The sequence below is a fragment of the Amycolatopsis sp. NPDC102389 genome, assembly GCF_044765885.1.
Classification (GTDB): Bacteria; Actinomycetota; Actinomycetes; order Mycobacteriales; family Pseudonocardiaceae; genus Amycolatopsis.
The window spans coordinates 50,472-74,187 of record NZ_JBIWKX010000024.1 but is presented as its reverse complement, the minus strand read 5'-3'; the positions used below and the strand labels follow the sequence as shown (position 1 = coordinate 74,187).

General features: G+C 68.5%; 22 protein-coding genes. 10 read left to right on the top strand and 12 right to left on the bottom strand.

The annotated features are described in order from the left end of the window. Positions 1 to 26: 26 nt before the first annotated feature. Positions 27 to 2,513 carry a DNA topoisomerase (ATP-hydrolyzing) subunit A gene (locus ACIRGA_RS21335; protein WP_400943403.1) on the top strand — a complete coding sequence of 829 codons (2,487 nt, stop codon included), beginning with the start codon at positions 27 to 29 and terminating at the stop codon, positions 2,511 to 2,513. Positions 2,514 to 2,725: 212 nt separating this feature from the next. Here the strand turns inward: ACIRGA_RS21335 and ACIRGA_RS21330 are convergent, their stop codons facing one another. From ACIRGA_RS21330 to ACIRGA_RS21310, 5 genes are read right to left on the bottom strand one after another with little or no spacing between them, the layout of a single operon-like run. Then, on the bottom strand, positions 2,726 to 3,946 hold the full coding sequence (locus ACIRGA_RS21330) for an acyl-CoA dehydrogenase family protein (protein ID WP_400943400.1): 1,221 nt from the start codon (positions 3,944 to 3,946) through the stop codon (positions 2,726 to 2,728). Further along, the gene (locus ACIRGA_RS21325; RefSeq protein WP_400943397.1) at positions 3,943 to 4,812 is read right to left on the bottom strand and encodes an SDR family oxidoreductase; all 870 of its coding nucleotides are present in this window, start codon (positions 4,810 to 4,812) and stop codon (positions 3,943 to 3,945) included. Before ACIRGA_RS21325 ends, ACIRGA_RS21330 begins: the two co-directional genes overlap by 4 nt. Before the next feature lie 10 nt (positions 4,813 to 4,822). After that, positions 4,823 to 5,665 carry a MaoC/PaaZ C-terminal domain-containing protein gene (locus ACIRGA_RS21320; RefSeq protein ID WP_400943394.1) on the bottom strand — a complete coding sequence of 281 codons (843 nt, stop codon included), beginning with the start codon at positions 5,663 to 5,665 and terminating at the stop codon, positions 4,823 to 4,825. After that, a complete protein-coding gene (locus ACIRGA_RS21315; protein WP_400943391.1) occupies positions 5,662 to 6,093 on the bottom strand; it encodes an SRPBCC family protein in 432 nt (143 codons plus the stop codon). The genes ACIRGA_RS21320 and ACIRGA_RS21315 overlap by 4 nt, the downstream gene beginning before the upstream one ends. A gap of 17 nt (positions 6,094 to 6,110) precedes the next feature. Further along, positions 6,111 to 7,304 carry a lipid-transfer protein gene (locus ACIRGA_RS21310; protein WP_199755096.1) on the bottom strand — a complete coding sequence of 398 codons (1,194 nt, stop codon included), beginning with the start codon at positions 7,302 to 7,304 and terminating at the stop codon, positions 6,111 to 6,113. Between the two features lie 179 nt (positions 7,305 to 7,483). On the opposite strand from ACIRGA_RS21310, the gene ACIRGA_RS21305 reads away from it, so the two are divergent. Continuing rightward, positions 7,484 to 8,431 (top strand): hypothetical protein, encoded by a 948-nt coding sequence (locus ACIRGA_RS21305; protein WP_400943387.1) that lies wholly within the window; start codon positions 7,484 to 7,486, stop codon positions 8,429 to 8,431. A gap of 9 nt (positions 8,432 to 8,440) precedes the next feature. Then, positions 8,441 to 9,148, top strand: a complete 708-nt coding sequence (locus tag ACIRGA_RS21300; protein ID WP_400943384.1) for an RraA family protein — start codon at positions 8,441 to 8,443, stop codon at positions 9,146 to 9,148. Positions 9,149 to 9,200: 52 nt separating this feature from the next. Here ACIRGA_RS21300 and ACIRGA_RS21295 read toward each other — a convergent pair whose 3' ends face one another. Beyond that, positions 9,201 to 10,016, bottom strand: coding sequence for a ThuA domain-containing protein (locus tag ACIRGA_RS21295; RefSeq protein ID WP_400943381.1), 816 nt, complete (start codon positions 10,014 to 10,016; stop codon positions 9,201 to 9,203). 132 nt (positions 10,017 to 10,148) lie between these two features. Between ACIRGA_RS21295 and ACIRGA_RS21290 the strand changes: the two genes are divergently transcribed. Continuing rightward, positions 10,149 to 11,033, top strand: coding sequence for a LysR family transcriptional regulator (locus tag ACIRGA_RS21290; RefSeq protein WP_400943378.1), 885 nt, complete (start codon positions 10,149 to 10,151; stop codon positions 11,031 to 11,033). A gap of 218 nt (positions 11,034 to 11,251) precedes the next feature. On the opposite strand, the gene ACIRGA_RS21285 is transcribed toward ACIRGA_RS21290, so the two are convergent. Both ACIRGA_RS21285 and ACIRGA_RS21280 read right to left on the bottom strand, forming a co-directional pair. Continuing rightward, a complete protein-coding gene (locus ACIRGA_RS21285; protein WP_400943375.1) occupies positions 11,252 to 12,046 on the bottom strand; it encodes a DsbA family protein in 795 nt (264 codons plus the stop codon). Between the two features lie 2 nt (positions 12,047 to 12,048). Then, the gene (locus tag ACIRGA_RS21280) at positions 12,049 to 12,537 is read right to left on the bottom strand and encodes a MauE/DoxX family redox-associated membrane protein (protein ID WP_400943533.1); all 489 of its coding nucleotides are present in this window, start codon (positions 12,535 to 12,537) and stop codon (positions 12,049 to 12,051) included. A 91-nt stretch (positions 12,538 to 12,628) separates the two neighbouring features. Here ACIRGA_RS21280 and ACIRGA_RS21275 point away from each other — a divergent pair, with 91 nt between their 5' ends. Together ACIRGA_RS21275 and hrpB are read left to right on the top strand one after the other, a co-directional pair. Then, positions 12,629 to 13,456 (top strand): glutamate ABC transporter substrate-binding protein, encoded by an 828-nt coding sequence (locus ACIRGA_RS21275; RefSeq protein ID WP_400943372.1) that lies wholly within the window; start codon positions 12,629 to 12,631, stop codon positions 13,454 to 13,456. Next, complete coding sequence (gene hrpB / locus ACIRGA_RS21270) at positions 13,453 to 15,846, top strand: ATP-dependent helicase HrpB (RefSeq protein WP_400943369.1); 2,394 nt, start codon at positions 13,453 to 13,455, stop codon at positions 15,844 to 15,846. The genes ACIRGA_RS21275 and hrpB overlap by 4 nt, the downstream gene beginning before the upstream one ends. On the opposite strand, the gene ACIRGA_RS21265 is transcribed toward hrpB, so the two are convergent. Further along, positions 15,831 to 16,619, bottom strand: coding sequence for an ion transporter (locus tag ACIRGA_RS21265; protein ID WP_400943366.1), 789 nt, complete (start codon positions 16,617 to 16,619; stop codon positions 15,831 to 15,833). The two genes, hrpB and ACIRGA_RS21265, sit on opposite strands and share 16 nt — an antisense overlap. Before the next feature lie 135 nt (positions 16,620 to 16,754). Here ACIRGA_RS21265 and ACIRGA_RS21260 point away from each other — a divergent pair, with 135 nt between their 5' ends. Genes ACIRGA_RS21260 through ACIRGA_RS21250 form a run of 3 tightly spaced genes read left to right on the top strand, consistent with a single transcriptional unit; the run spans position 16,755 to position 19,446 of the window. Beyond that, positions 16,755 to 17,672, top strand: coding sequence for an ABC transporter ATP-binding protein (locus ACIRGA_RS21260; protein ID WP_400943363.1), 918 nt, complete (start codon positions 16,755 to 16,757; stop codon positions 17,670 to 17,672). Next, a complete protein-coding gene (locus tag ACIRGA_RS21255; protein WP_400943360.1) occupies positions 17,669 to 18,703 on the top strand; it encodes an alpha/beta hydrolase family protein in 1,035 nt (344 codons plus the stop codon). Before ACIRGA_RS21260 ends, ACIRGA_RS21255 begins: the two co-directional genes overlap by 4 nt. Continuing rightward, positions 18,700 to 19,446, top strand: a complete 747-nt coding sequence (locus tag ACIRGA_RS21250) for an ABC transporter permease (protein WP_400943357.1) — start codon at positions 18,700 to 18,702, stop codon at positions 19,444 to 19,446. The genes ACIRGA_RS21255 and ACIRGA_RS21250 overlap by 4 nt, the downstream gene beginning before the upstream one ends. 297 nt (positions 19,447 to 19,743) lie before the next feature. Here the strand turns inward: ACIRGA_RS21250 and ACIRGA_RS21245 are convergent, their stop codons facing one another. Next, a complete protein-coding gene (locus tag ACIRGA_RS21245) occupies positions 19,744 to 20,289 on the bottom strand; it encodes a TetR/AcrR family transcriptional regulator (protein ID WP_400943354.1) in 546 nt (181 codons plus the stop codon). Positions 20,290 to 20,332: 43 nt separating this feature from the next. Here ACIRGA_RS21245 and ACIRGA_RS21240 point away from each other — a divergent pair, with 43 nt between their 5' ends. Further along, positions 20,333 to 21,454: an FAD-dependent monooxygenase gene (locus ACIRGA_RS21240; protein WP_400943351.1), complete on the top strand. Its 1,122-nt coding sequence runs from the start codon at positions 20,333 to 20,335 to the stop codon at positions 21,452 to 21,454. On the opposite strand, the gene ACIRGA_RS21235 is transcribed toward ACIRGA_RS21240, so the two are convergent. Both ACIRGA_RS21235 and ACIRGA_RS21230 read right to left on the bottom strand, forming a co-directional pair. Beyond that, entirely contained in the window at positions 21,399 to 22,073 is a 675-nt protein-coding gene (locus ACIRGA_RS21235) for a response regulator transcription factor (protein WP_340684272.1), read from the bottom strand. The genes ACIRGA_RS21240 and ACIRGA_RS21235 overlap by 56 nt on opposite strands. Beyond that, positions 22,048 to 23,670: a histidine kinase gene (locus ACIRGA_RS21230; RefSeq protein WP_400943530.1), complete on the bottom strand. Its 1,623-nt coding sequence runs from the start codon at positions 23,668 to 23,670 to the stop codon at positions 22,048 to 22,050. Before ACIRGA_RS21230 ends, ACIRGA_RS21235 begins: the two co-directional genes overlap by 26 nt. Positions 23,671 to 23,716: the final 46 nt, after the last annotated feature.

Here is a 23,716-nt window from a genome sequence, read left to right as displayed (position 1 = left end):
CGTTGCTATTCAAGGAGCTTTGAGCAATGGCACGCCGTAAGGGCACCACCACCAAGGTCGACCCGTCAGCGTTCGACAAGCCCGGCGCGAACGTCTTCGACAACTCGCTGAAGACGGAGATCGAGGACTCGTACCTGGAGTACGCGTACTCGGTCATCCACTCGCGGGCGCTCCCGGACGCGCGGGACGGGCTGAAGCCGGTGCACCGCCGGATCATGTACTCGATGAACGAGAACGGCTACCGGCCGACGCACGCGTACGTGAAGTCGTCCCGCGTGGTCGGCGACGTGATGGGCAAGTACCACCCGCACGGCGACACGGCGATCTACGACGCCATGGTCCGGCTCGCGCAGGACTTCTCGCTCAACGTCCCGCTGGTCGACGGGCACGGCAACTTCGGTTCCCCCGACGACGGCCCGGCCGCCTCGCGATACACCGAGGCGCGGCTGTCGCCGGAAGCGATGCTGCTGGTCGGCGAGCTCGGCGAGGACACCGTCGACTTCCGGCCGAACTACGACGGCTCGCTCGAAGAGCCGTCGGTGCTGCCCGCGGCGTTCCCGAATCTGCTGGTCAACGGCACTTCCGGGATCGCGGTCGGGATGGCGACCAACATGATCCCGCACAACCTGACCGAGGTCATCGGCGCGGCGCGGTGGCTGATCAACCACCCGAACGCCACGCTCGACAAGCTGATGGAGTTCGTCCCCGGCCCCGACCTGCCGACCGGTGGTTCGCTGCTGGGGCTGGACGAGGTCCGCCGCGCGTACGAGACCGGCCGTGGCGTGGTGCGCATGCGCGCCAGCGCCGAGACCGGGCCGCTGGAAGGCAGCCGCGGCCGTCAGGCCATCACCATCACCGAGCTCCCGTACGGCGTCGGCCCGGAGAAGGTGATCGAGAAGATCACCGACGAGGTCAACAAGTCCAAGCGGCTCACCGGGATCGCCGACGTCAAAGACCTCACCGACCGCGAGAACGGCACGCGGCTGGTCATCGAATGCAAGGTCGGCGTGAACCCGCAGGCCCTGCTGGCGGATCTCTACCGGCTGACGCCGCTGGAGCAGTCGTTCGGCATCAACAACCTGGTGCTGGTCGACGGGCAGCCGCAGACGCTGGGGCTCAAGGCGCTGCTGGAGGTCTTCCTCAGCCACCGCTACGAGGTCGTCACCCGCCGCACTCGCTACCGGCGCCGCAAGCGCGAAGAGCGTCTGCACCTGGTCGACGGTCTGCTGATCGCCCTGCTCAACATCGACAAGGTGATCAAGCTGATCCGCGAGAGCGAGAACGCCGCGGCCGCGAAGGACGGCCTGATGAAGCGGTTCAAGCTCTCGGAGATCCAGGCGACGTACATCCTGGACACCCCGCTGCGGCGGCTCACGAAGTACGACCGGATCGAGCTCGAATCGGAGCAGGACAAGCTGCGCGAGGAGATCGCCGAGCTGTCGAAGATCCTCGACGACGAGTCGGTGCTGAAGAAGGTCGTCTCGGCCGAGCTGGCCAAGGTCGCCAAGGATTCCCCCGCCGAACGCCGCACCGCGCTGATCGACGGCGATCTCAAGGAGGTCCTCGCCGCGTCGAAGCCGTCGGGTCCGCTGGAGGTCGCCGACGATCCGTGCCAGGTGATCCTGTCGGCCACCGGGCTGGTCGCGCGGACGGCGGCGGAATCGGAAGAAGCGTCGGAAGTGCGGCGCCGCAACGGCCGCGTCAAACACGACTCGGTGTCCGCGGTCGTCCATTCGACCGCACGCGGTCAAGTGCTGCTGGTGACCAACCGCGGCCGCGCGTTCAAGACCGACGTGCTGCCGTTGCCGGTGCTACCCGAGCAAGCGGGCACAGTGTCGCTTCGCGGCGGGATGGCCGCGAAGGAACTGGTGCCGTTGGAGAAGGGCGAGCGCGTCATCGGCCTGGCCCCGCTCGGCGAGCAGGCGGCAGGCTCCCCGGGCCTCGCGCTCGGCACGAAACACGGCGTCGTGAAGGTGTGCGCGCCGGAATGGCCGGTCCGCTCCGACGAGTTCGACGTGATCAGCTTGAAGGACGGCGACGAGGTCGTCGGCGCCACCTGGCTCACCGACGGCGACGAGACTCTGGCGTTCCTGTCGTCCGAAGCGTCACTGCTGCGCTACCCGGCTTCGCTCGTGCGGCCGCAGGGTCTCAAGGGCGGCGGCATGGCCGGGATCACCGTGCGCGGTGAAGCGGAAGTCGTCTTCTTCGGCGCGATCCGCACCGACGACGCCGAACACGGCGAGCCGATGGTCGTCACCGCGACCGGCGCGAGTGTGAAGGTGACCCCGTTCAGCGAGTACCCGGCCAAGGGCCGCGCGACCGGCGGTGTCCGGGCGCAACGGTTCCTCAAGGGCGAAACGCGCCTGGTCGTCGGCTGGATCGGCCCGCGTCCGGCCGGCGCCTCGCGCACCGGTGACCCGGTGGAACTCCCGGAGGTCGACGTCCGGCGCGATGGCTCCGGCCACGCCCACCCGGGCCCCGAAGTCGTCGGTCACCTGATCGAACGCAGCTGACCACCCCCGCATTTAGTCCTCTGAATGCGGCCTCGCGTGAAGGCCCCTTTCCCTCGGCTGAGCCGAGGGAAAGGGGCCTTCACACGAGTTACGCCTTCAATCACGCGAGTCCCGTCTCCAGACACGCGAGTTCCGCCTCCAGACACGCGAGTCCCGTCTCCAAGCACGCGTGCCCCGGGACCCGAAGTGGTAGCAAAGGTCCCTTGCTCTCCTCAGCGACCCAGCAGGCCTTTCGCGATATGCGTCACCTGGATCTCGTTGCTCCCCGCGTAGATCATCAGCGACTTCGCGTCCCGCGCCAACTGCTCGACCCGGTACTCCGCCATGTACCCGTTGCCGCCGAACAGCTGCACGGCCTCCATCGCGACCTCGGTGGCCGCCTCCGACGAGTACAGCTTCATCGCCGAAGCCTCGGCCAGCGTCGGCATCTTGCCCGCGCGAAGGGTCTCGATCAGCTGGAAGACCATGTTCCGCACGTTGATCCGCGCGACCTCCATCTTCGCCAGCTTGAGCTGGATCAGCTGGAACCGCCCGATCTCCTGGCCCCACAGCTTCCGGTTCTTCGCGTAGTCCACGCAAAGCCGCTGACACTCGTTGATGATCCCGAGCGCCAGCGCCGCGACCCCGATCCGCTCGACGGCGAACCCGGATTTCACCTCGGCCTTGCTGTCACCGTCGCGGCCGGTTTCGGATTCTCCGAGCAGCCTGTCCCGCCCGAGACGGACGTCGCTGAAGAACAGCTCGCCGGTCGGCGAGGACATCATGCCCATCTTCTTGAACGGCTTGCCCTGCGTGAGCCCGGGCATGCCCTTGTCCAGCACGAACGTCAGCACCTTGCGGTCGCGGACGGCGGTACCGGTGCCGTCGTCGAGCTTCGCGTACACGATGATCGTGTCGGCATAAGGCCCGTTCGTGATGAAGGTCTTCTGTCCATTGAGGACGTACTCGTCACCGTCGCGCCGCACCGACGTCTTCATGCCGCCGAAAGCGTCCGAGCCGGAGTCGGGTTCGGTGATCGCCCACGCCCCGACCTTCTCGAACGTCGCCAGCCCGGGCAGCCACCGTTCCTTCTGCGCCTGCGTGCCCTTCGTCAGGATGGTCTGCGCGGTCAGCCCGATGCTCACGCCGAGCGAGGCGACGATGCCGAGGCTGACCCCGGCCAGCTCGCTCACCGCGATGAGCGCCATCGCCTCCTGCCCGCCGAACGCCAAGCCGCCGCCACCCGACCCGGACCCGGGCGACTTGGACAGCAGTTTCGACACCGATTCCCGGGCGAGCGCGTCGATACCGAAGGACGCGAACATCTTCCGGATGATGTCGTACGGCGGCAGCGTCCCGCTTTCCAGCGCGTCGAGGTGCGGCCGGATCTCCTTGTCGATGAACTCCCGGATGGCGTCCCTGATCAGCAGTTCGGTCTCGGACCATTCGATCACGGCAGCCTCGCGGCGATGTCGTCGATCTCCCAGGCCGCTTCGGTTTCGATCACCTTGACGTCGTGCCAGCCCGCGAGTTCGGAGATCGCGCCGCCCTGCACCGCGAACACCTTGCCGGTGAGCGGGCATTTCTCGGTCGCGAGGTAGGCGACCAGCGGCGAGATGTTCGCCGGGGAAAACGCGTCGAACTCCCCTTCTTCGACCTCCTGCGCGAAGATCGCGCCCATGCCCGGCGTCGCCAGGGTGAGCCGCGTGCGCGCGATCGGCGCGATCGCGTTGACCCGCACGCCGTAGCGCTCCAGTTCCTCGGCGGCGACCAGCGTCAGCGCTGCAATGCCCGCCTTCGCCGCGCCGTAGTTCGCCTGTCCCGCGTTCGGCAGGGTAGTCCCGGACGCCGAGGCGGTGTTGATCACCGAGCCCGCCACCGGCTCCCCGGCCTTGCTCGCGGTCTTCCAGTACGCGGCCGCGTGCCGCAGCACCGCAGCGTGCCCCTTCAGGTGCACGGCGATCACGGAATCCCATTGGGACTCCTCCAGTCCGGCGATGAACGCGTCACGCAGGATGCCCGCGTTGTTCACGACGACGTCGAGCCTGCCGAACTCGCCCACCGCCTGCGCGACCAACTCCTCGGCACCCGCCCAGTCGGCGACGTTGGCCGTGTTCGCCACGGCCTTGCCGCCCGCCGCGCGGATCTCGTCGACGACCTCCTGCGCCGGGCCGGTGTCGGCCCCGCTGCCGTCGTTCGCCCCGCCGAGGTCGTTGACGACGACGCTCGCGCCCTCCCTCGCGAACAACAGCGCGTGCTCGCGGCCGATCCCGCGGCCGGCGCCGGTGATGACGGCGACCCGCCCGTCGAGTGCTCCCATGGCTTTGCTCCTACTCCGCGAATTCCGCGAGACCGTCTTTGATCACGACGGTGTCGCCGACAGTGGTTTCGAACGCATAGCTCCCGGCGCCCGCGCGCCAGATCTGCGTGGTCAGGTCCTGCCCGGGCAGCACCGGTTTGGCGAACCGGACGGCGAACCGCTTCAGTCTGTCCACATCGGACCCGGCGACCTCGGTCAGCAGCGCCCACGACGTGAACGCCATGGTGCACAGACCGTGCGCGATGATCCCCGGCAGTCCCGAATCCTTCGCGACCTCTTCGTCGAGATGGATGGGCATGGGGTCGCCGGCGGCGGGTGCGTACCGGTACGTCTGGTCGTCGTCGACGTGCTGGTTCACCTTCGCCACCGGCGCCTGCGAGCGCAGTGCTTCATCGAACTTGTGCTCCGGTCCGAGTTCGCCCCGGGTCTCCCCGGTGTCGAACCCGCGCACGAACAACGTCACGTACTGCTCGTTGGCCAGGTCACCGTTCTCGGTCCGGCATTCGAGGTGGATGGTGCCGCGGGTGCCGTTCGGCAGGCCTTCGTAGCCGGTCATCCGCGCTCGTGACACGAGCTTGTCACCGGGGCGGATCGGCCGGTGGAACCGGAATTCCTGTTCCCCGTGCACGATCCGGCCGAACAGCCCGACCGGCACGACCTCCAGCGCGGGTTCCATCAGCGACTCGAACACCGGCACGATCGCGAAAACGGGACTCGCGACGTCCCCGGCGAGGTGCGCGGGGATCGGGTCGTTGGTGGCCTTCGCGTACTCGATCAGCCGCTCGCGGGTGACCTCGAACCGGGACTCGTCGGTCCACTTGCCGAGCCCGCCGGGGTCGAACCGCTCGGTCACGAGACCAGCGCCTTGAAGTTCTCGAGCGAGGCGTCGAGGTTCTTCTTGCCGTCCTTCTCGACGGCCTTGCCGAGCGCGCCGACGATCATCTGGCCGGCGAACTCCGCGTCGATGCTGGCGAGCGAACCCTCGCCGGACGCCTCCACCGACAGCTCGAATTTGACCTTCACCCCGGCCATCCCGGTCCCGGAGATCGCCAGCTTCGACGGCGCCTCGAACTCGTCGACCGTCCAGGTGATCGTGTTCGGCATCCCGAGCATTGTGACGACCTCGGAAGCCTGCGCCCCCTTGGAGAACTCGGCCGGGACATCACCTTTCCACTTGGTGTGGATGGTCAGCCACTTCTCGAAGTTGTTGGGGTTGGAGAACTCCGCCCACACCTTGTCGGGCGCGGCGGGGAGTTCGACGGAGGCACTGATCTTGCCCATGGTTCTTCCTTTCGGGATCAGCGCTCGGCGCGCTGGTAGGCGGTGACGACGGCGGCGCCGCCGAGTCCGATGTTGTGCTGCAGCGCGGCTTGGACGCCGTCGACCTGGCGTTTGTCGGCGGTCCCGCGCAGCTGCCAGGTGAGTTCGGCACATTGGGCGAGGCCGGTGGCGCCGAGCGGATGTCCCTTGGAGATCAGCCCGCCGGAGGGGTTGACGACCCACTTCCCGCCGTAGGTGGTGTCCCCGGAGTCGACGAGCTTCCCGGCCTCCCCTTCGGCGCAAAGCCCGAGCGCTTCGTAGAGCAGGAGTTCGTTGGCGGAGAAGCAGTCGTGCAGTTCGATGACCTGGAAGTCCTCCGCGCCGAGCCCCGCCTGGTCGTACACCTGGCGCGCCGCCTGGACGTTCATGTCGTAGCCGATGATGTTCTTCGCGGTACCGTCGAAGGTGCTGGCGAAGTCGGTGGTCATCGCCTGCCCGACGATCTCCACGGCCTGCCCGGCCAGCCCATGCGAGTCCACAAAGGACTCACTGGCGAGGATCGCCGCGCCGGAGCCGTCCGAGGTCGGCGAGCACTGAAGCTTCGTGAGCGGGTCGTAGATCATCCGCGAGTCGAGGATGTCCTGCAGCGAATAGCTTTCCTGGAACTGCGCGTACGGATTGTTCACCGAGTGCCGATGGTTCTTCTCGCCGATCTTGGCGAAGTGCTCGGCGGTGGTGCCGTAGGTCTTCATATGCTCGCGGCCCGCCGCGCCGAACATCCACGGCGCGGGCGGGAAGAGCACCTCGGAGATCTCCGCGAGCGCCTGGATGTGCCTGCCCATCGGCTGCTCGCGATCGTCGTAGGTCGAGCCGAGTGATCCAGGCTGCATCTTCTCGAAGCCGAGCGCGAGCGCGCAGTCCGCGCGACCGCCCCGGATCGCCTCCGCGGCCAGATACAGCGCGGTCGATCCGGTCGAGCAGTTGTTGTTGACGTTGACGACCGGGATCCCGGTCATGCCGAGTTCGTAGACCGCGCGCTGCCCCGAGGTCGACTCGCCGTAGACGTAGCCGACGTAGGCCTGCCGCACCTCGTCGAAGGAGATCCCGGCGTCGGCGAGCGCCTTGGTCCCGGACTCCTTGGCCATCTGCGGGTAGTCCCAGCCCTCGCGGCGTCCGGGTTTCTCGAACTTCGTCATGCCCACGCCGACGACGTACACCTTGTTGGCCACCACGACGCTCCTTGTCGTTGCCGGGTCGCTGCTGCCACTGAAGATACAGACAGGTCTGTATTTATCAACCCTTACATACAGGTCTGAACGGATGTTACTTGGCGCGCGGTACGTGTCAGATGACGCAGACGGGCGGCTCGCACCCCCGTTAAACAGGAAGAACACAACACAGGGGGTAAACGATGAAACGGACAAGCTTGGTCCTGGCGGCCACCGTCGCCGCCGGTCTGCTGTCGGCGGGCACCGCGTCGGCGACCGGATGGACGATGAGCTATCTACGGCCGCCGGGCGGAGACGCCATCCGGGTGGTCGCGACCGACGGGGCCGGAAGCTACGCGGGGCACTCTGACCGGGGCCTGCTCACCTGGTCGGGCTGGATGGTGCGGAACCACGGCTTCCCGGCGGGCTACGACAAGATCGAAGCCGTGGACGAGAACACGTCGAAGGCGATTCTCACGAACGGATACGCGATCTCGACGAGGACCGACCGCTCTTTCGTCTTCCAGAACGGCGGGTTCCAGCTCCTGGAGACGGTCCCGGGGTACTCCCAGACGGTCGTCACCGGGATGAACAATCGCGGCGACATCGTCGGCCACGTGTACAACGATCCGAGATACGGCTCGTGGGCGGCGTTCTGGCCGGCCGGCGACCGCGCGCACCCGGTGCTGCTGGACGCCCCGCCACTGCTCAGCCCGGTGGACATCGACCACGACGGCACGATCCTGATGCAGGAGCAGTTCGGCGGCGCCTGGCTCTGGAAGGACGGTGTGGCACGGCAACTCGTCCTTCCCGAGGGCGTCCGCGAAGCACGCGCCATCGCGATCCGGGACGGCAAGGTGCTGGCCGACACCCAAGGAGGACAACGGCTTTGGACGGCCTACGACACCTCCATCCCGGTGCCGGAGACCATGACGGTGACCGCGCTCAACGGGGCGGGACTCCTCACCGGATGTTTGCGGACGGCGGGAACCGCCACGATTCCCGCGGCCTGGTCGCCGGGCGGCCCGGTCGAGACGCTTCCGGCGCCGTCCAGCGGTTGCGGCGCGATCGTGAGCGACAACGGAGAAATCATGGGGACACTGCAGGACGACGACTATTTCGACAAGCTCGTGGTGTGGCGCCGTGGCTAAAGTCGGGGGATGGATCCCAAAGAGCTTCGGCAGCGGTTCTCCCTGCTGACCACGGCGCATCTGACCGACGGCTGCGTCCGCGCCGGCGTTCAGGTCCGATGCGCCCCCGCCGGCACGCGCTCGGTCGTGCCCGGCGGCCGCGTCGCCGGGCGGGTCACCCCCGCCCGGCACGTCGGCAGCGTCGACGTCTTCCTTGAGGCGTACGAAATCGCGAACCCCGGCGACGTCCTCGTCGTCGACAACGGCGGCAGGCTCGACGAGAGCTGCGTCGGGGACCTCGCGGTGCTCGAAGCCGAGGCGGCCGGGCTGAGCGGCGTGGTGATCTGGGGGCTGCACCGCGACACCGCCGACATCAAGAAGATCGGGCTGCCGGTGTTCAGCCTCGGCTCGATCCCGACCGGCCCGCTCTCGGTCTCCGCCCGCCCGGACGGCGCGCTCGAATCGGCCGTCGTCGGAGATTGGACGGTGACGCGGGAAGACCTCGTGTTCGGCGACGAGGACGGCGTCCTGTTCGTCCCGGCCGGCCGGGCGGACGAGGTCCTGGACCGCGCCGAAGGCATCCGCGACACCGAGCGGCGCCAGGCCGACCGGATCCGCGGCGGAGAGTCCCTTCGCGAGCAGGTGCGCTTCGCCGACTTCCTCGCGGAGCGGGCGAAGTCGCCTTCGCTGACATTCCGGCAGCACCTGCGGGCGGTCGGGGGCGCCATCGAGGAGTAGCAAGGGACCTTTGCTACCACCCGAGGCCCTGACCTGCGGAAACGCGTCCGGACTACGAGGTCTTCGAGCCGCCGAGCCACAGCAGACCGTCGATGACGAAGCGGTTCTGCACCTCGCTGGCGAAGGTCGACGAAAGCGGCTGATTCGTCTCGTAGTTCATCTTGTTGTGCCCGAAGTTGGCGTACAGCATCTTGTACTTCGCGTTGGTCCAGAGGATCGGGTAGTACCCGTTGTACCAGGACTGGTTCGGGTCGGTCCCGAGCGGGAAACTCACCGGATCCACTGACGCGAGGATCCGGATGTCCGGATTCTTGCGCAGGTCGCTGGTCCACGCGTACCACTCGCTCACCGACGAGGTGAACGTCGCGGGCAGCCGCGTGGTCGACGGGTGCGCCCGGTTCTCCGCCTTCAGCGTCGCCGTCGTCGGGCCCCAGGTGTTGGACTTGAACGCACCCGTGCCGAGGAACCTGTTGTGATACCAGTCCCAAGTGGACGGATCGGTGGTGAACGCCGCCACGTGGAAACCGAAGAACGCGCCGCCCGCGTTCATGTAGCGCTCGAAGCCCGAACGCTGCGCCGAGGTCTGCGGCAGGTCGTCCAGGAACAGCACGACCTGGTACCGCGAGGGCTGCAGCGAGTTCAGCCGGTTCCAGTCATTGGTCGCGGTGTAGCCGAAGTTGTGCTGTGAAGCGGTTTTCGGGAACCACTGGTTGGCTTCCTTGACGAAGCTGATGTGTGCCGCGTCGTAGGTGCCGTTGTAGAACGCCAGCACCTGGAACGCGGGCGCCGCCTGTGCCGTCACCGGCGCCAACGCCAGTGCGAGACACGAAACGAACAGCAGAGCGAGCCGGACCGCGAATTTCCTCATCTTGGCCACCACCTCATGCCGACATAAATTCACTACTTGAATTAATGCATGTCGACAGCTTGGTGGTCTAGACCTGCAAACAAAGCCGGTTCCCGCTGACCGACACCGGCCCGGATCGATAACGTGGGCATTATGGAACTGCGGGACATCGAGATCTTCCTGGCGCTGGCCGACGAACTGCATTTCGGCCGCACCGCGGAACGCCTGCACGTCTCGCAGGCCCGCGTGAGCCAGACGATCAAACAGGTCGAGCGCCGGATCGGCGTATCGCTGTTCGCCCGCACCAGCAGACGGGTCCGGCTCACGCCGATCGGCGAACGGCTGCGTGACGATCTCGGCCCCGCCTACCGCGCGCTGCACGACGGCATCGACCGCGCGATCGCGTCCGGCCGCGGGATCGGCGGCGTGCTGCGGCTGGGCTTCGAAGCCCCCGGTGTCGCCGACCTGACCGAAGACCTGCTGGACCGTTTCCGGCAGCGCTACCCGGACACCGAACTGCTCATTCGCGAGGCTGATTTCGCCGACCCGTTCGCGATGCTGCGATCGGGTGAGATCGACGCGCTGGTGACGCTGCTTCCCGCCGACGAACCCGACCTCACGACCGGACCGGCCGTGTACTCCGAACCGATGGTGCTCGCGGTGTCGTCGAAACACCCCTTCGCGCGAAGGAAGTCAGTCACCCTGGACGACCTCGCCCGCGACACCGTCCTTCGCGCGGCGCATCCGCCGGAGCCGTACTGGGTCGAGGAACCGCGCCAGTGGCTGACGCCGGCCGGGCACCCCGTGGCCCGGGGCAAACCGTTCGCGACCTTTCAAGAACTGCTCGCCGCGATCGCCACCGGTGCCGGCATCTGCCCGCTCGCCGCGCACGCGCGGGAGTACTTCAGCCACCCGCGAATCCGCTTCGTGCCCTTCGCCGGCTCACCCGACGTCGAGTGGGGCCTCGTCTGGCCGCGCTCCGCCGAGACGGCCCGGGTACAGGCCTTCGCCGCCGTCGCGTCCGCTTCGCGCCCCTGACCTGCGGAAAGGGAGCAAGGGACCTTTGCTACCACGGGGGGTGTGTGGAAATAGAGACGTTGAGTGTCCCTATTTCCACACACCCCGCACTCCGCGTAGCGGTGCGTACTGACCGTGTGGATTTTGGTGCGTCAGATGGCCCGAAGTCCACACAGTCACCACCCTGACCTGCGGAAAGGGAGCAAGGGACCTTTGCTACCACCCCGCCCCCAAGCGAGCTAGCCGACGACCTTCTGCAACCAGTCCTGCTCGAGCTTCACGACCTGCCCGTTCGCGGTGACGGTCGGCGTGCCGAAACCGGGGCCGTTGCCGAAGTCCTGCTGCAGCGACGGATCCGTGGAGATCTTCTTGTACGCGTCCTGGATCTCCTGCTCGTAGGCGCCACTGTTGACCTTGAGCGCGAAGGCCGGGTCGGTGATGCCGACGTCCTGGCCGAGCTTGATCAGCTGCGCCTTGTCGAATCCGCGCGCGCCCTCCTGCGGCTGATCCTTGAACAGCGCGTCGTGGAAGGCGAGGAACTTGCCCGCGTCGGCCGCGGCGAGCGCGGCGTTGGCGGAGTCCAGCGAGTAGCCCGGCGGGTCGGAGCGCTGGTTCAGCATCGGCAGCATGTGGTACCGGACCTGCAGAGTCCCGTTGTTCACCTGCTCGTGGATCTGCTCCTTGAACGACTCTTCGAACTGCTTGCAGACCGGGCACAGGAAGTCGGCGTAGACGTCGATGGTCTTCTTGGCCTCGGGTTTGCCGGCGGTCACGACGGCTCCATCGCGCTTCTCGACGACACCGGGTCCCCAGGTACCCGTCTGTGCCCCGATCACCTTGCCCTCGGTGGTGTCCTTGCTGGACGTCGTCCAGATCACGCCACCGATCACCAGCGCGGCGAGGACGACCACCGCGACGGTGATCGCGACGACCTTCTTCTTGTCCCCGCCCGCGACGCCCCTGGCCTGTGCCACCGAACGCGCCGCCGTCTGCTGCTGCTTGCGTTTCCGAGCGTTGCGCTCAGCTCCACCCACGATTATTCGTTCCCTTCAGCGATACCCACATAGTCGTCGTCGGCGGGGCCACGAGAGTTCCCGAGCCAGCCGTCCACGGAAAGCCAGGTCCGCGGCCGCACGATCAGCCAGACACCCAGTAGCGCGAACCCGAGGTCCCTGGCGATCTCCTGCGGATACGCCGTCTGATCCGCGGCGATCTGACCGCCACCGCCGAAGCAGCCGCAGTCGATGCTCAGCCCGCGCGCCCAGGATTGGGCGATCGCGGCGATGAGCACCGCGAGCAGCAGCACCGACAGCACCGACACCCACCGGGTCACGAATCCGGCGAGCAGGAACAGGCCGAGCGCCAGTTCGACGAGCGGCATCCCGATCGCGACCGGGCGGACGAGCCCGTCCGGCAGGACATCGAAGGCCTGGACCGCGATATAGGTCTGTCCCGGGTCGCTGATCTTCAGCGCTCCGGAAATCAACCAGACGGCGGCCAGTCCGAGCCGGGCGAGTGTGCCCACGGCGTCGAGTACGACTTGGGGCGGTCTACGCACGGGCCTAGGCTAACCGCCGACCCTGAGAACAACGTGAGGCGGCGGACGGAGGCACCCGATGAGGGGACGCGCCCTGCTGATGGCCTGCTTGATGCTGGTCACAGCGGCGGCCTGCGGCGAAGAGGCCGGTCCGTCGGATTCCCTCGTCGCGCGCGCCGTCGCGTCCAACAAGCTCACCATCGGCATCCGCTTCGACCAGCCGGGGCTTTCCAAACGGACGGTCGACGGCCGCTATGTCGGCTTCGACGTCGACGTGGCGAAGTACGTGGCGAGCGAATTGGGCGTCGACGAGGATCACATCACCTGGCACGACAGCAGGCCGTCCTCCCGCGAGACGGACATCACCTCGGGGACCACGGATCTGATGGTGGCGACCTACTCGATCACCGAGAAACGCAAACAGCTGGTCTCCTTCGCCGGTCCCTATTTCGACACCGGCCAGGATCTCCTCGTCCGCCTCCGGTCGACCGACATCACCGGTCCCGAAAACCTCAACGGCCGCAAGCTGTGCGCCGTGGGCGGCACCACCTCCGCCGAGCAGGTACGCGACAAGTTCGCCCAGGCCGTGCAGCTCGTCGAGTATCCGCGCTACCAGGATTGCGTCACGGCGCTGCTCGCCGGGCAGGTGGACGCGGTGACCACCGACGACGTCATCCTCGCCGGTTACGTGGCGCAGAACCCGGAGTTGCTGAGGGTCGTCGGCAAACCGTTCTCGAAGGAGAAGTACGGCGTCGGCCTCCGCAAGAACGACTCCGAGGGCCGCGCGGCGGTGGCCAAGGCGATCCAGAAGATGATCTCGTCCGGGGAGTGGCTCGAATCGCTGAACCGCAACATCGGCCCGTCCGGCTACCGGATCCCGCCTCCGCCGCAGGTCACCGAGAAGTGACCCTTCCCGATCTGCCGGTTCGCGCCGTCCTGCCCGAACTCGAAGCCGCGCTCGACACCCACGGCACCGCCGTGCTCGTCGCGCCCCCTGGCACCGGCAAGACCACATTGGTACCGCTCGCGCTGGACAACGGCGAAGGCCGGGTGATCGTCGCCGAACCGAGGCGCCTCGCCGCGCGGGCCGCGGCGGCGCGGATGGCGTCCCTGCTGGGCGAAAAGGTCGGTGAGACGGTCGGCTATTCGGTCCGCGGAGACCGGAAGGTGTCTTCTTCGACGCGGATCGAAGTGGTCACGTCGGGCTTGCTGGTCCGGCGGGTGCAAGGCGACCCCGAACTCGCCGGGGTGTCGACGGTTCTGCTCGACGAATGCCACGAACGCCATCTCGACGCGGATCTTTTGCTCGCGCTGCTGCTGGACGTGCGCGCCGGGCTGCGAGAAGACCTGCGCCTGCTCGCGACGTCCGCCACGGTGGCCTCCGGACGGCTGGCCGCCCTGCTCGGCGACGCGCCGGTGATCACCGCGCACGCGAGGACCTACCCGGTCGACGTCTCGTACTCCCCGCCCGCGCGCGGCGAGCGGATCGAGGCGACCGTGGCCCGCGTGATCCACAAAGCACTGTCCGAAGGGGACGGTGATGTACTCGCTTTCCTGCCCGGTGCCGGTGAGATCGCGAGGGTGAGCGGGCTTCTCAGCGGCCTCGACGCCGATGTGCTGCCCCTGCACGGACGGCTTTCGGCGGCGAGCCAGGACGACGCGCTGCGCCCGCGCGCCCGTCGCCGGGTGGTGCTGTCGACCTCGGTCGCCGAGTCCAGCCTGACCGTGCCGGGGGTACGCGCCGTGGTGGACTGCGGGCTTTCCCGCGTGCCCCGCGTCGATCACCGGCGCGGCCTGCCGGGTCTGGCGACCGTCCGGGTTTCGGCCGCGGTCGCCGAGCAGCGCGCCGGGCGTGCCGGACGTGAGGCGCCGGGACGCGCGTACCGATGCTGGGCGGCGCACGAACAGGGTTCCCTGCCCGCGTATCCCGAGCCCGAGATCCGGACGGCTGAACTGGCGCGGTTCGCCCTCGAACTCGCCTGCTGGTCCACTCCGGACGGTTCCGGCCTCGCCTGGTGGGATCCGCCGGGTGAAGGCGCGCTGGCCGCCGGACGCGCGTTGCTGACGACGCTCGGGGCGACCGCGGAGGACGGCACGGTGACCGAGCGCGGCCGCAAGATGGCCGGGCTGGGCCTGCATCCGCGGTTGGCGAGGGCATTGCTGGACGGCGCGGCGCGGACCAACGCGCGATCGGCCGCCGAGGTCGTCGCACTGCTGGACAGCGGCGGCACGCTGACCGACCTCGAGGCCGAACTGCGCCGAGTGCGCGGCGACGAGCGCTGGAAGCGTGACGTGCGAAGGCTTTCCCGGCTGGTGCCCGACGGCGGCAACGCGTCCGATCCCGCGCTGGTCGTGGCGCTCGCGCATCCCGAACGGCTCGCGCGACGGCGTTCCGCCGGGACGCCGGTGTATCTGATGGCCGGCGGAACGGCCGCCGAGCTTCCGCGTGGCAGCGGGCTGGCCGACGTCGAATGGCTGGCCGTGGCCGAAGCGACCCGCGATCCCGGCCGCGCACAGGGCATCATCCGGCTGGCCGCACCCGCCGACGAGGATCTCGCCGTGCGCGCGGCCCCGAATCTGGTGTCCTCAGTGGACGAAGTGCGCTGGTCTTCCGGTGACGTCGTCGCGCGATCGGTGCGACAGCTCGGGGCGATCGTGCTTTCGGAGAAACCGTTGCGCTCGCCTCCGCCGGACGCGATCCGCGCCGCGCTCCTGGAGGGTCTGCACACCGAAGGACTGGGCCTGTTGCGCTGGTCGGACGACGGGAAAAGACTGCGCGAGCGGCTGGCCTTCCTGCATCGTGTGCTGGGACCGCCTTGGCCCGCCGTCTCCGACGCGGACCTCCTGTCCACTTTGGACAGCTGGCTCGATCTCGGCTCGGCTCGCCGACGATCGGACCTGGCAGCGCTGGACGCAGGCGCCGCACTGCGCGGATTGCTGCCGTGGCCCGAAGCGTCGCGTTTGGACGAACTGGCGCCGGACCGGCTGGAGGTACCGTCGGGCTCGCGGATCCGGGTCGACTACTCGGGCGAGCAACCGGTGCTGGCCGTGAAACTGCAGGAGACCTTCGGCTGGCTCGCGACGCCGGAGCTGGCGGGTGTCCCCGTGGTGCTGCACCTGCTCTCCCCCGCCGGTCGGCCCGCCGCCGTCACCGCCGATCTGGAATCGTTCTGGCGCAACGGGTACGCGGCCGTGCGTGGCGATCTCCGCGGACGCTATCCGAAGCATCCTTGGCCGGAGGACCCGCTGAACGCCGCGCCCACCCGGCGCACCTCACGAGGTCAATCCATCAACTGATGCTGAGGCCTGGTCGGCAACTGGGCCGCCAGCTCCTCGTCGTCCTCACGCTCGTTCAGCCCCAGCTGCACGGCGCTGCGGATCTGCTCGCGGTTCTCCCGCACCACATGCGCGAAGAACTCGTCGATCCGCGGATCGGTCAGCACTTCGAGGATCACGCGCATCGCGGTGTCGATCACCGAACGCACCACCTCGTCGTGGAACGGCAGCTTCGAAAGCCGCCCCGCCTGCGGATCGTCCTTGAGTTTCTCGGCGATGATCCCCCGCAGCAGCGTCTGGTTCTCGCCGAGTGAGCGTGCGAGGTTCTGCGGATAGTTCCCGGTTTCCACCACCTTCACGACTTCGTCGAGCACCGCGATCGTGATCGGCTTCTTGATCGCGAGCACGATCGGCCGCGAAAGCCGTTCGACCAGCCGCTGCGTGAACCGCTCCCCGAAAGCGCGGTCGGCAGTGCGCGCGAGCCGGATCAGCACCACGATGATCCGCAGCAGCCGGAAGCCGCGCAGCGCCGGATGCGCGATGGGGATCATGCCGAGGATTTCGTACCAATTGCGCAGCGGGAACCGCTTCTCCCAGCCGTTGCGCCGCCACCGCCAGAGGAATTCCAGCGCGAAGATCCCGCACACCGTCGTGTCGATGACGAAGACGCGGTGCGCCGTCTCCGCCGAATGCGGGAAGAACGTGACATAGGCGAGCAGCCCGACGGAGAACACGGCGAGTACGAGCATCACCAGGTCGAGCGGGTTCACGCGCCGTTGTTCGCGGGTGGTCATGGCGTCGATTCTGCCTTTCCGCGGCGACTCGTGCCGAGCGGCACCTGCCGAAAGTAAGGGGTGACCGATGACTTCGGGGCAATGCCCTCGGGTGTCCCCGCGCCGGAGGATTCAGGGACACGAAGGAGGACGCGGATGATCACGCTTCGAGGACTCACGAAGCGCTATGGCGAGAAGACGGTGGTCGACGGGCTGACGTTCGCCGTCGAGCCGGGCAAGGTGACCGGTTTCCTCGGTCCCAACGGCGCGGGCAAGTCGACGACCATGCGGATGACGCTCGGCCTCGACGCGCCGAGCCCCGGCGAGGTCCGCATCGACGGCGCGAAGTATCAAGACCTGCCTCATCCGCTGCGCCAGGTCGGCGCGCTGCTCGAAGCCAAGGCACTGCATCCCGGCCGGAGCGCGGGCAAGCATCTCCTGGCGATGGCGCGCAGCAACGGGATCCCGGCGAGCCGGGTGGACGAAGTGCTCGCGACGGTGGGCCTCACCGACGTCGCGGGCAAACGCGCCGGGACGTTTTCCCTCGGCATGGGGCAGCGGCTCGGGATCGCCGGCGCGCTGCTGGGCGACCCTGGCGTGCTGATGTTCGACGAGCCGGTCAACGGGCTCGACCCGGACGGTGTCCGCTGGGTACGGCACCTGATGCGTTCGCTCGCGGAGGAGGGCCGCACGGTGTTCGTGTCGAGCCACCTGATGAGCGAGATGCAGCTGACCGCCGACCGGCTGGTCGTCATCGGCAAGGGAAAGCTGCTCGCCGACGCCCCCGTCGACGAGTTCATCGCGGGCAATTCGCGGACGTCGGTCGCGGTGCGGGTGCCCGCTCCCGCCGACCTGCGCGTACTCGAACAGCGCCTGCATGCGCTCGGCGCGACCACGGACTCCGATCAGGGCGAGCTGATCGTGCACGACCTGCCCATTCATCTCGTCGGCGACGCGGTGCACGAACTCGGGATCCGCGTGCACGGGCTGACCGAACGGACCGCCTCGCTCGAACAGGCGTACATGGAACTGACCGCGTCGTCGGTCGAATACGGAACGGGAGTCGCGGCATGAAGTCGCTCATGGTCTTGGTGGCGGTGCTCGCAGGCCTGCTGGGGGTACCCGCGGCCGCGTCGGCGGCGCCGGAATTGTCACTGCCCGCACCGGGCGGCCCGCTCCCGATCGGGCTGCGCACGCTGCATCTCACCGATCAGCGGAGAGCCGACCCCTGGGTGCCCGAAAAGCGACGTGAGCTCATGGTCAACGTCTGGTATCCGGCCGTGCCGATCGGGCGCGCGCCGCTGTACATGACCAAGGCGGAGTCGGCGGCCGCGGTCGCCGGGCGGAAGCTCGACCTGCCGCCGGACGCGTTGAGCAAGGTGCGGGTCCACTCGCGGGAGAACGCGCCTTCCCTTCCGGGACGGCGTCCGCTGGTGGTGCTGTCCCCGGGTGCGGGCAACAACCGGATCACCCTGACCTCGGTGGCCGAACACCTTGCCGCACAAGGTTTCGTGGTCGCCGGGATCGACCACGCCTACGAAGCCTGGGCGACGGAGTTCCCCGACGGGCTGCGCCAGTGTGTCGCTTGTGGACTCCCCGGCGAGCCGTGGCCCGCGGCGATCGCGAACCGCGCGGTGGACACGACGTTCGTCGTCGACACGCTGCTGAAGGACCGGCGCTGGTCGATCGACGCGACGAAGATCGGGATGGCCGGTCACTCCGCCGGCGGTTCGGCGACCGCCGCCTCGATGGTCGCCGACCGGCGGATCAAGGCGGGCGTGAACATCGACGGCCCGTTCTACGGCACCGTCTCGCTCGACCGGCCGTTCCTGCTGCTGATCAGCCCGACCGGCGAGAAGTACTTCCGCGCGTCCTGGGACGAGACCTGGCCGCGGCTCACCGGCCCGAAGAAGCAGGACCTGGTCGAGAACAGCGGCCATTCGTCGGTGACCGACGCGGCGATCCTGATCGATCAGCTGGGGCTCCGACCGCACCTTCCGCCGTCCGAGGTCGAGAACCAGTACGGCTCGATCGACTCATGGAAGGCGCTGGACTTCTTCCGTAACGAGCTGACGGCCTTCTTCAAGCAGTGGAGCGCGCGATGAACGCGATCTCTTCGGAATGGACCAAGTTCTGGTCGGTCCGGTCCACCTGGTGGTGCCTGATCAGCGGCATCCTCCTGATGCTCGCCTACTCCGCCGCCGTAGGTCTCGCCGCGAACGCCGGCGTCGAACGCTCGATGGCTCCGCACGCCGTGGTGGCCGGGGCGGCGTTCTACCTCACGCAGTTCGCCGTGGTCGCGCTGGCGGCGCTGTTCATCACGAGCGAATACGCCAGTGGCAGCATCCGCTCGACCCTGCAGTGGGTCCCGGTGCGGAACCGGGTCCTCGCGGCGAAATCGGCCGTCCTGCTGCCGGTACTTTTCGGCTACGGCGTGCTGAACACGCTCGCCGGTGCGGCGGTCTCGGCGCCGCTGATCCCCGCGCCCGGCTCCTCGGTGGGCGAGATCCTCGCGACCGCGGCGGGCATGGGCGCTTACTTCGCGCTGCTGGGCCTGCTCTGCCTCGGGCTGGGGACGGCGCTGCGCTCGACGGCGGGGACGATCGTGACGGTGTTCGTGCTGCTGGTGATGATCCCGATGTTCGCCGGGTCGCTCGGCTGGGAAGACCTCGTGAACTACTTCCCCGGCTTCGCGGGCGTCAACGCGATGGTCACCGCAGGGCAGCCGAACCCTATCTTCGGCGGCGTCGCGCCCTACGCGCCTTGGGTCGGCGTCGCGCTGTGTGCGGCTTGGGCGGCGGCTGGTCTGGTCACGGGTTCCACCGTGCTGCGGCGGCGGGACGCCTGAGGGGGAGCAAGGGACCTTTGCTATCGATTGGTTAGCATGCCTACGTAAGTGATAGCAAAGGTCCCTTGCTCTCTTTCCGCAGGTCAACGCGGCGACCGTGTGGATTTCGGGTCACCCAACGCACCAAAATCCACACAGTCACTATGCACCACTACGCGGAGTACAGGGTGTGTGGATTTAGGGACACTCAACGTCCCTATATCCACACACCCCCCGCCCGCGCAGCCCCCGTGGTACCAAAGGTCCCCCGCTCCCTTTTCGCAGGTCAGCGCCCCCAGCGGTAGCAAAGGTCCCTTGCTACCCCGTCACCCCAAGCCCCGCCAACACCTCCCGCGCCCCCCGCGTCAGCTCCTCCAGCTCCGGCGGCCGCAGCGACCCGGTCCCGGCCAGCGCGTCGAAGACCGTCCCCTCCAGCCACGCGACGAGCACCCGCGCGTGCCGCTCCGGCTCCGCCGATCCGCACGCGGCCAGCACCTCGGCACACCGCCGCCGGATGACCAGCCCGCCGCGGTCGTAGGCCTCGCGCAGCTCCGGTCGCCGCGTCGCCTCCAGCGCGAACTCGTACCGCGCGAGCATCCGCGTCCGCCCGCCCGTGATCGCCGCATGCGCGAACCCCGCCACATACTCGGCCAACCGCCCGGGCGGCGGGTCGAGGGTGACGTCGTCGAGTTCGACCATCCGCGAGATCGCCAGTTCCAGCAGCGCCGCCCGCGTCCGCGCGTAGTACGAGGTCGAACCCGGCGGCAGCCCGGCGCATCGGTCGACCGCGCGATGCGTCAGCCCCCGCATCCCCTCGGCCGCGATGACCTCGATGGCCGCGTCCCCGATCATCGCCTTTCGCACTCTACAAGTGTAGTAGTACTCTACAAATGTAGAGGAGGTCGACATGCGCAAAGCGATCGTGATCGGCGGGGGAATCGGCGGACTGAGCGCCGCCATCGGGCTGCACGGCATCGGCTGGGAGGTCACCGTCCTCGAACAGGCGCCGGAACTCACCGCAGTCGGCGCGGGCATCTCCCTGTGGCCGAACGCCCTGCGCTCACTCGAGACACTGGGCGTCGACCTCGCCGAACAACAAGAACAATCTTCCGGCGGCCTCCACGACCGCCACGGTCGCCGCATCACCCGATGGGACGCCGAGGCGTTCCGCCGTCACCACGGCCGCCCGCTCGCCGCCATCCACCGCGCGGACCTCATCGAGGCGCTCCGCGACGCCCTGCCCGACGGCTGCGTCCGCACCGGCACCGAGGTCACCGGCCTCGACGCTCTCGACGCCGACGTCGTCGTCGCCGCGGACGGAATCCACAGCACCGCCCGCAAGCAGCTGTGGCCGCGGCATCCCGAGCCGGTCTACAGCGGCAGCACGGCCTTCCGCGCGGTGACCACGCTCCCCCATCCGACAGAACTCAGCACGAGCTGGGACAACGGCGCCGAGATCGGCGTCATCCCGTTGCACGACGGCAGCGTCTATTGGTGGGCCAGCTACGTCGCCGAAGCGGGCGTCCGCCACGAGGACCCGAAGTCGTATCTGCGAGAACGCTTCGGCGGCTGGCACGACCCCATCCCCGAGCTCATCGACGCGACCGCACCCGAGACGCTGCTCCACCACGACCTCTACCTGCTCGGCACTCCCCTGCCCTCGTACGTGAAGGGCCGCGTCGCGCTCCTCGGCGACGCGGCCCACGCGATGCCGCCCTTCCTCGGCCAAGGTGGCTGCCAAGCGATCGAAGACGCCGTCGTCCTCGCCGCCACGCTCAGCACCACCGAAGACGTCGACACGGCACTGAAGAGTTACGACGAGCAGCGTCGTCCGCGCAGCCAAGGTGTCGTGAAAGCCTCGGTCCAGGCGGGGAAAATGGGGCCACAGTTGCGCAATCCGCTCGCCGTGGCCGCCCGCAACCGCGTGCTCCGGCTGCTCCCTGGCGCGCTCACCGCACGCATCGGCGCCGGCGTCAGCGGCTGGACGCCTCCGGTCCCCCGCCGACCAGCCCCGCCTCGTACGCGGTGATCGCGGCCTGCACCCGGTTCCGCGCGCCGAGCCGGTTGAGGATGGTGCTCACGTAGGCCTTCACCGTACCCTCGACAACGAACAGCTTCGCCGCGATGTCCGCATTGGACAGTCCAGAACCCAGCAGCGCCAACACTTCCTGCTCACGTGGGGTCAATTTCCCGATCAGCGCCTTCGCCTCTTCGGCGCGCGAAACCTGATTGCCGGAGAACCGGGCGATGACCCGCTGCGCGACCTTCGGCGAAAGGAACGCCGCGCCACCCGCGACCGCGTGGATCCCGCCGAGCAGTTCACGGGGATCGCCGGATTTCAGCAGGAAACCGCTCGCGCCCAGGCCGAGCGCGCGTTCGATGTAGGCGTCCTCGCCGAACGTGGTCAGCATGATCACGCCCACCTCGGGCAGCAACCGTCGGATCTCCTCGGCTGCCTTGAGCCCGTCCATGACCGGCATCCGGATGTCGAGGAGTACGACGTCCGGCCTGGTCGCGCGAGCCTGCTCGACAGCGGCGCGACCGTCCTCGGCCTCCGCGACCACTTCGATCCCGGCGTCCGCCGCCAGGATCGCCGACACGCCGGCGCGGATCATCGCCTCGTCATCGGCCAGCACCACCCGGATCATCCGGGTTCCCCCTTTGCTCGTCTTCGGTGATCATGTCCTTCGCCACGAGTTTCCCCTCGGCGAAGCACAGCCGGTAGGCCTCGTAGTTCAAGTTGAACACGGTGCGCTCGGTGCCGTAGTACTCGCATGTCGCTCCCGCCGGCACCGGCGGTTCCACCACGCGCGGCCGGGCGATCCGCTGGCCGCCGGGCAGGACGGACGCGATCTCCGCCCGCGTCTGGCCGATCCGGATCCGGTCGTAGTCGCCACCGGCGAGGACGGAGCCGTACCACTGGACGAGGAACACCACCCCGCTGATCCCAACCACCAGGCCGAACAGCCCGATCGGCACGAAGATCGCCTGGATCAGGCTGCGCCGGACGTCACGACGGGCGCGTTCCAGTTCCCTGGCCGACATCGACTGCCCCACCTCGGCGTCCATCGCCGCCTGGCTCTCGGGGGATTCCTCCGACGGCGCCGCGTCGTGCGGCAAGGTCGCGCTGACCTCGAATCCGCCTTCGTGAGGTCCTGCCCGCAGCGTCCCGCCGACCAGCCGCACCCGCTCGCGCAACCCGATCAAGCCGCGCCTGCCCGAAGCCCGGCCCGGCAACGGGCCCGCGGGCGGTGCCGCGTTGGTGACCACGACGTCCGTCTGTCCTTCGGCCCGCACGACCCGGACCGTGACCGCGGCACCCGGCGCGTGTTTCACCACGTTCGTGACCGATTCCTGGACAACGCGATACGCGGCGCGGTCGACCATCGGCGGCTCACCGTCGACCCGTTCGTCCACAGAGGACTCGATCAGCACGCCCGAAGCCCTGGACCGGTCGAGCAGTTCGTCGATGCTCTCGTGCACCGGCTCGGTCGGCGCGTCGTCCTCGCGCAGGACCCCGATGATCTCGCGCAGCCGTTCGGTCGCCGTCGCGGCGCTCTCCCGCAGCTCGCCCGCGGCCTGCCGCTGCCGCTCGTCGAGCCCGCCCGCGACCTCCAGGGCCGCCGCGCGCACCGCGATCAGGCTCAGCTCATGGCCCAGCGAGTCGTGCATGTCGCTGGCGATCCTCGTCCGTTCGCGCAGCCGCGCGCGGTCGGCGATGAGCCGCTGACGGCTCTCCATCTCTTCGGCACGGCGCCAGCCGTCACGCGCCATGTCCTCGCGTTGCCGGATGTAGCGGCCCAGCAGCCACGGCGTCACCGAGGCGAAGACCAAGATGCCGAGCAACGCGCCCCAGGACGCGAACCCGTCCTTGCTCCACGCCAGCGCGACGGGGACCGCGACCACGGAAACGATCGCGAAAAGGCGCAGCATCGGTTTCGCGACCGGCTGCCGGTAGCCGGCGAGGTAGCTCACCGCGACGAGGACGAACCCCTCCCAGATCGGCACCCGGCCACCGAAGCTGCCCAGCACGATGAAGCTCGCGATCATGGCGATGGCGAGTGAGACCAGCGGGTACCGGCGCGCCACCGCGATCGCGGCCGTGGTCGCGACGAGCCCGAAGAGCAGTTCCCAGTGCTTCGTGCTGGATCCGGCGTCGATGACCACCCAGCCGCAGAGCCCGAGCCACAGCGCGACGTCCATCATCAGCCGCCGCCCGCGCCGCACGGGCTCCTCTCCGTCCATCACAGACCTGGACGCTACAAGCCGTGACGAGCGGTCCGCCATGGAC

Bases quoted from the DNA above. Each gene is read 5' to 3' on its own strand.
- ACIRGA_RS21335 (WP_400943403.1), top strand. From the start codon at position 27: ATGGCACGCCGTAAGGGCACCACCACCAAGGTCGACCCGTCAGCGTTC.
- ACIRGA_RS21325 (WP_400943397.1), bottom strand. From the start codon at position 4,812: ATGGGAGCACTCGACGGGCGGGTCGCCGTCATCACCGGCGCCGGCCGC.
- ACIRGA_RS21315 (WP_400943391.1), bottom strand. From the start codon at position 6,093: ATGGGCAAGATCAGTGCCTCCGTCGAACTCCCCGCCGCGCCCGACAAG.
- ACIRGA_RS21305 (WP_400943387.1), top strand. From the start codon at position 7,484: ATGAAACGGACAAGCTTGGTCCTGGCGGCCACCGTCGCCGCCGGTCTG.
- ACIRGA_RS21300 (WP_400943384.1), top strand. From the start codon at position 8,441: ATGGATCCCAAAGAGCTTCGGCAGCGGTTCTCCCTGCTGACCACGGCG.
- ACIRGA_RS21295 (WP_400943381.1), bottom strand. From the start codon at position 10,016: ATGAGGAAATTCGCGGTCCGGCTCGCTCTGCTGTTCGTTTCGTGTCTC.
- ACIRGA_RS21290 (WP_400943378.1), top strand. From the start codon at position 10,149: ATGGAACTGCGGGACATCGAGATCTTCCTGGCGCTGGCCGACGAACTG.
- ACIRGA_RS21275 (WP_400943372.1), top strand. From the start codon at position 12,629: ATGAGGGGACGCGCCCTGCTGATGGCCTGCTTGATGCTGGTCACAGCG.
- ACIRGA_RS21265 (WP_400943366.1), bottom strand. From the start codon at position 16,619: ATGACCACCCGCGAACAACGGCGCGTGAACCCGCTCGACCTGGTGATG.
- ACIRGA_RS21260 (WP_400943363.1), top strand. From the start codon at position 16,755: ATGATCACGCTTCGAGGACTCACGAAGCGCTATGGCGAGAAGACGGTG.
- ACIRGA_RS21255 (WP_400943360.1), top strand. From the start codon at position 17,669: ATGAAGTCGCTCATGGTCTTGGTGGCGGTGCTCGCAGGCCTGCTGGGG.
- ACIRGA_RS21250 (WP_400943357.1), top strand. From the start codon at position 18,700: ATGAACGCGATCTCTTCGGAATGGACCAAGTTCTGGTCGGTCCGGTCC.
- ACIRGA_RS21240 (WP_400943351.1), top strand. From the start codon at position 20,333: ATGCGCAAAGCGATCGTGATCGGCGGGGGAATCGGCGGACTGAGCGCC.
- ACIRGA_RS21235 (WP_340684272.1), bottom strand. From the start codon at position 22,073: ATGATCCGGGTGGTGCTGGCCGATGACGAGGCGATGATCCGCGCCGGC.
- ACIRGA_RS21230 (WP_400943530.1), bottom strand. From the start codon at position 23,670: ATGGACGGAGAGGAGCCCGTGCGGCGCGGGCGGCGGCTGATGATGGAC.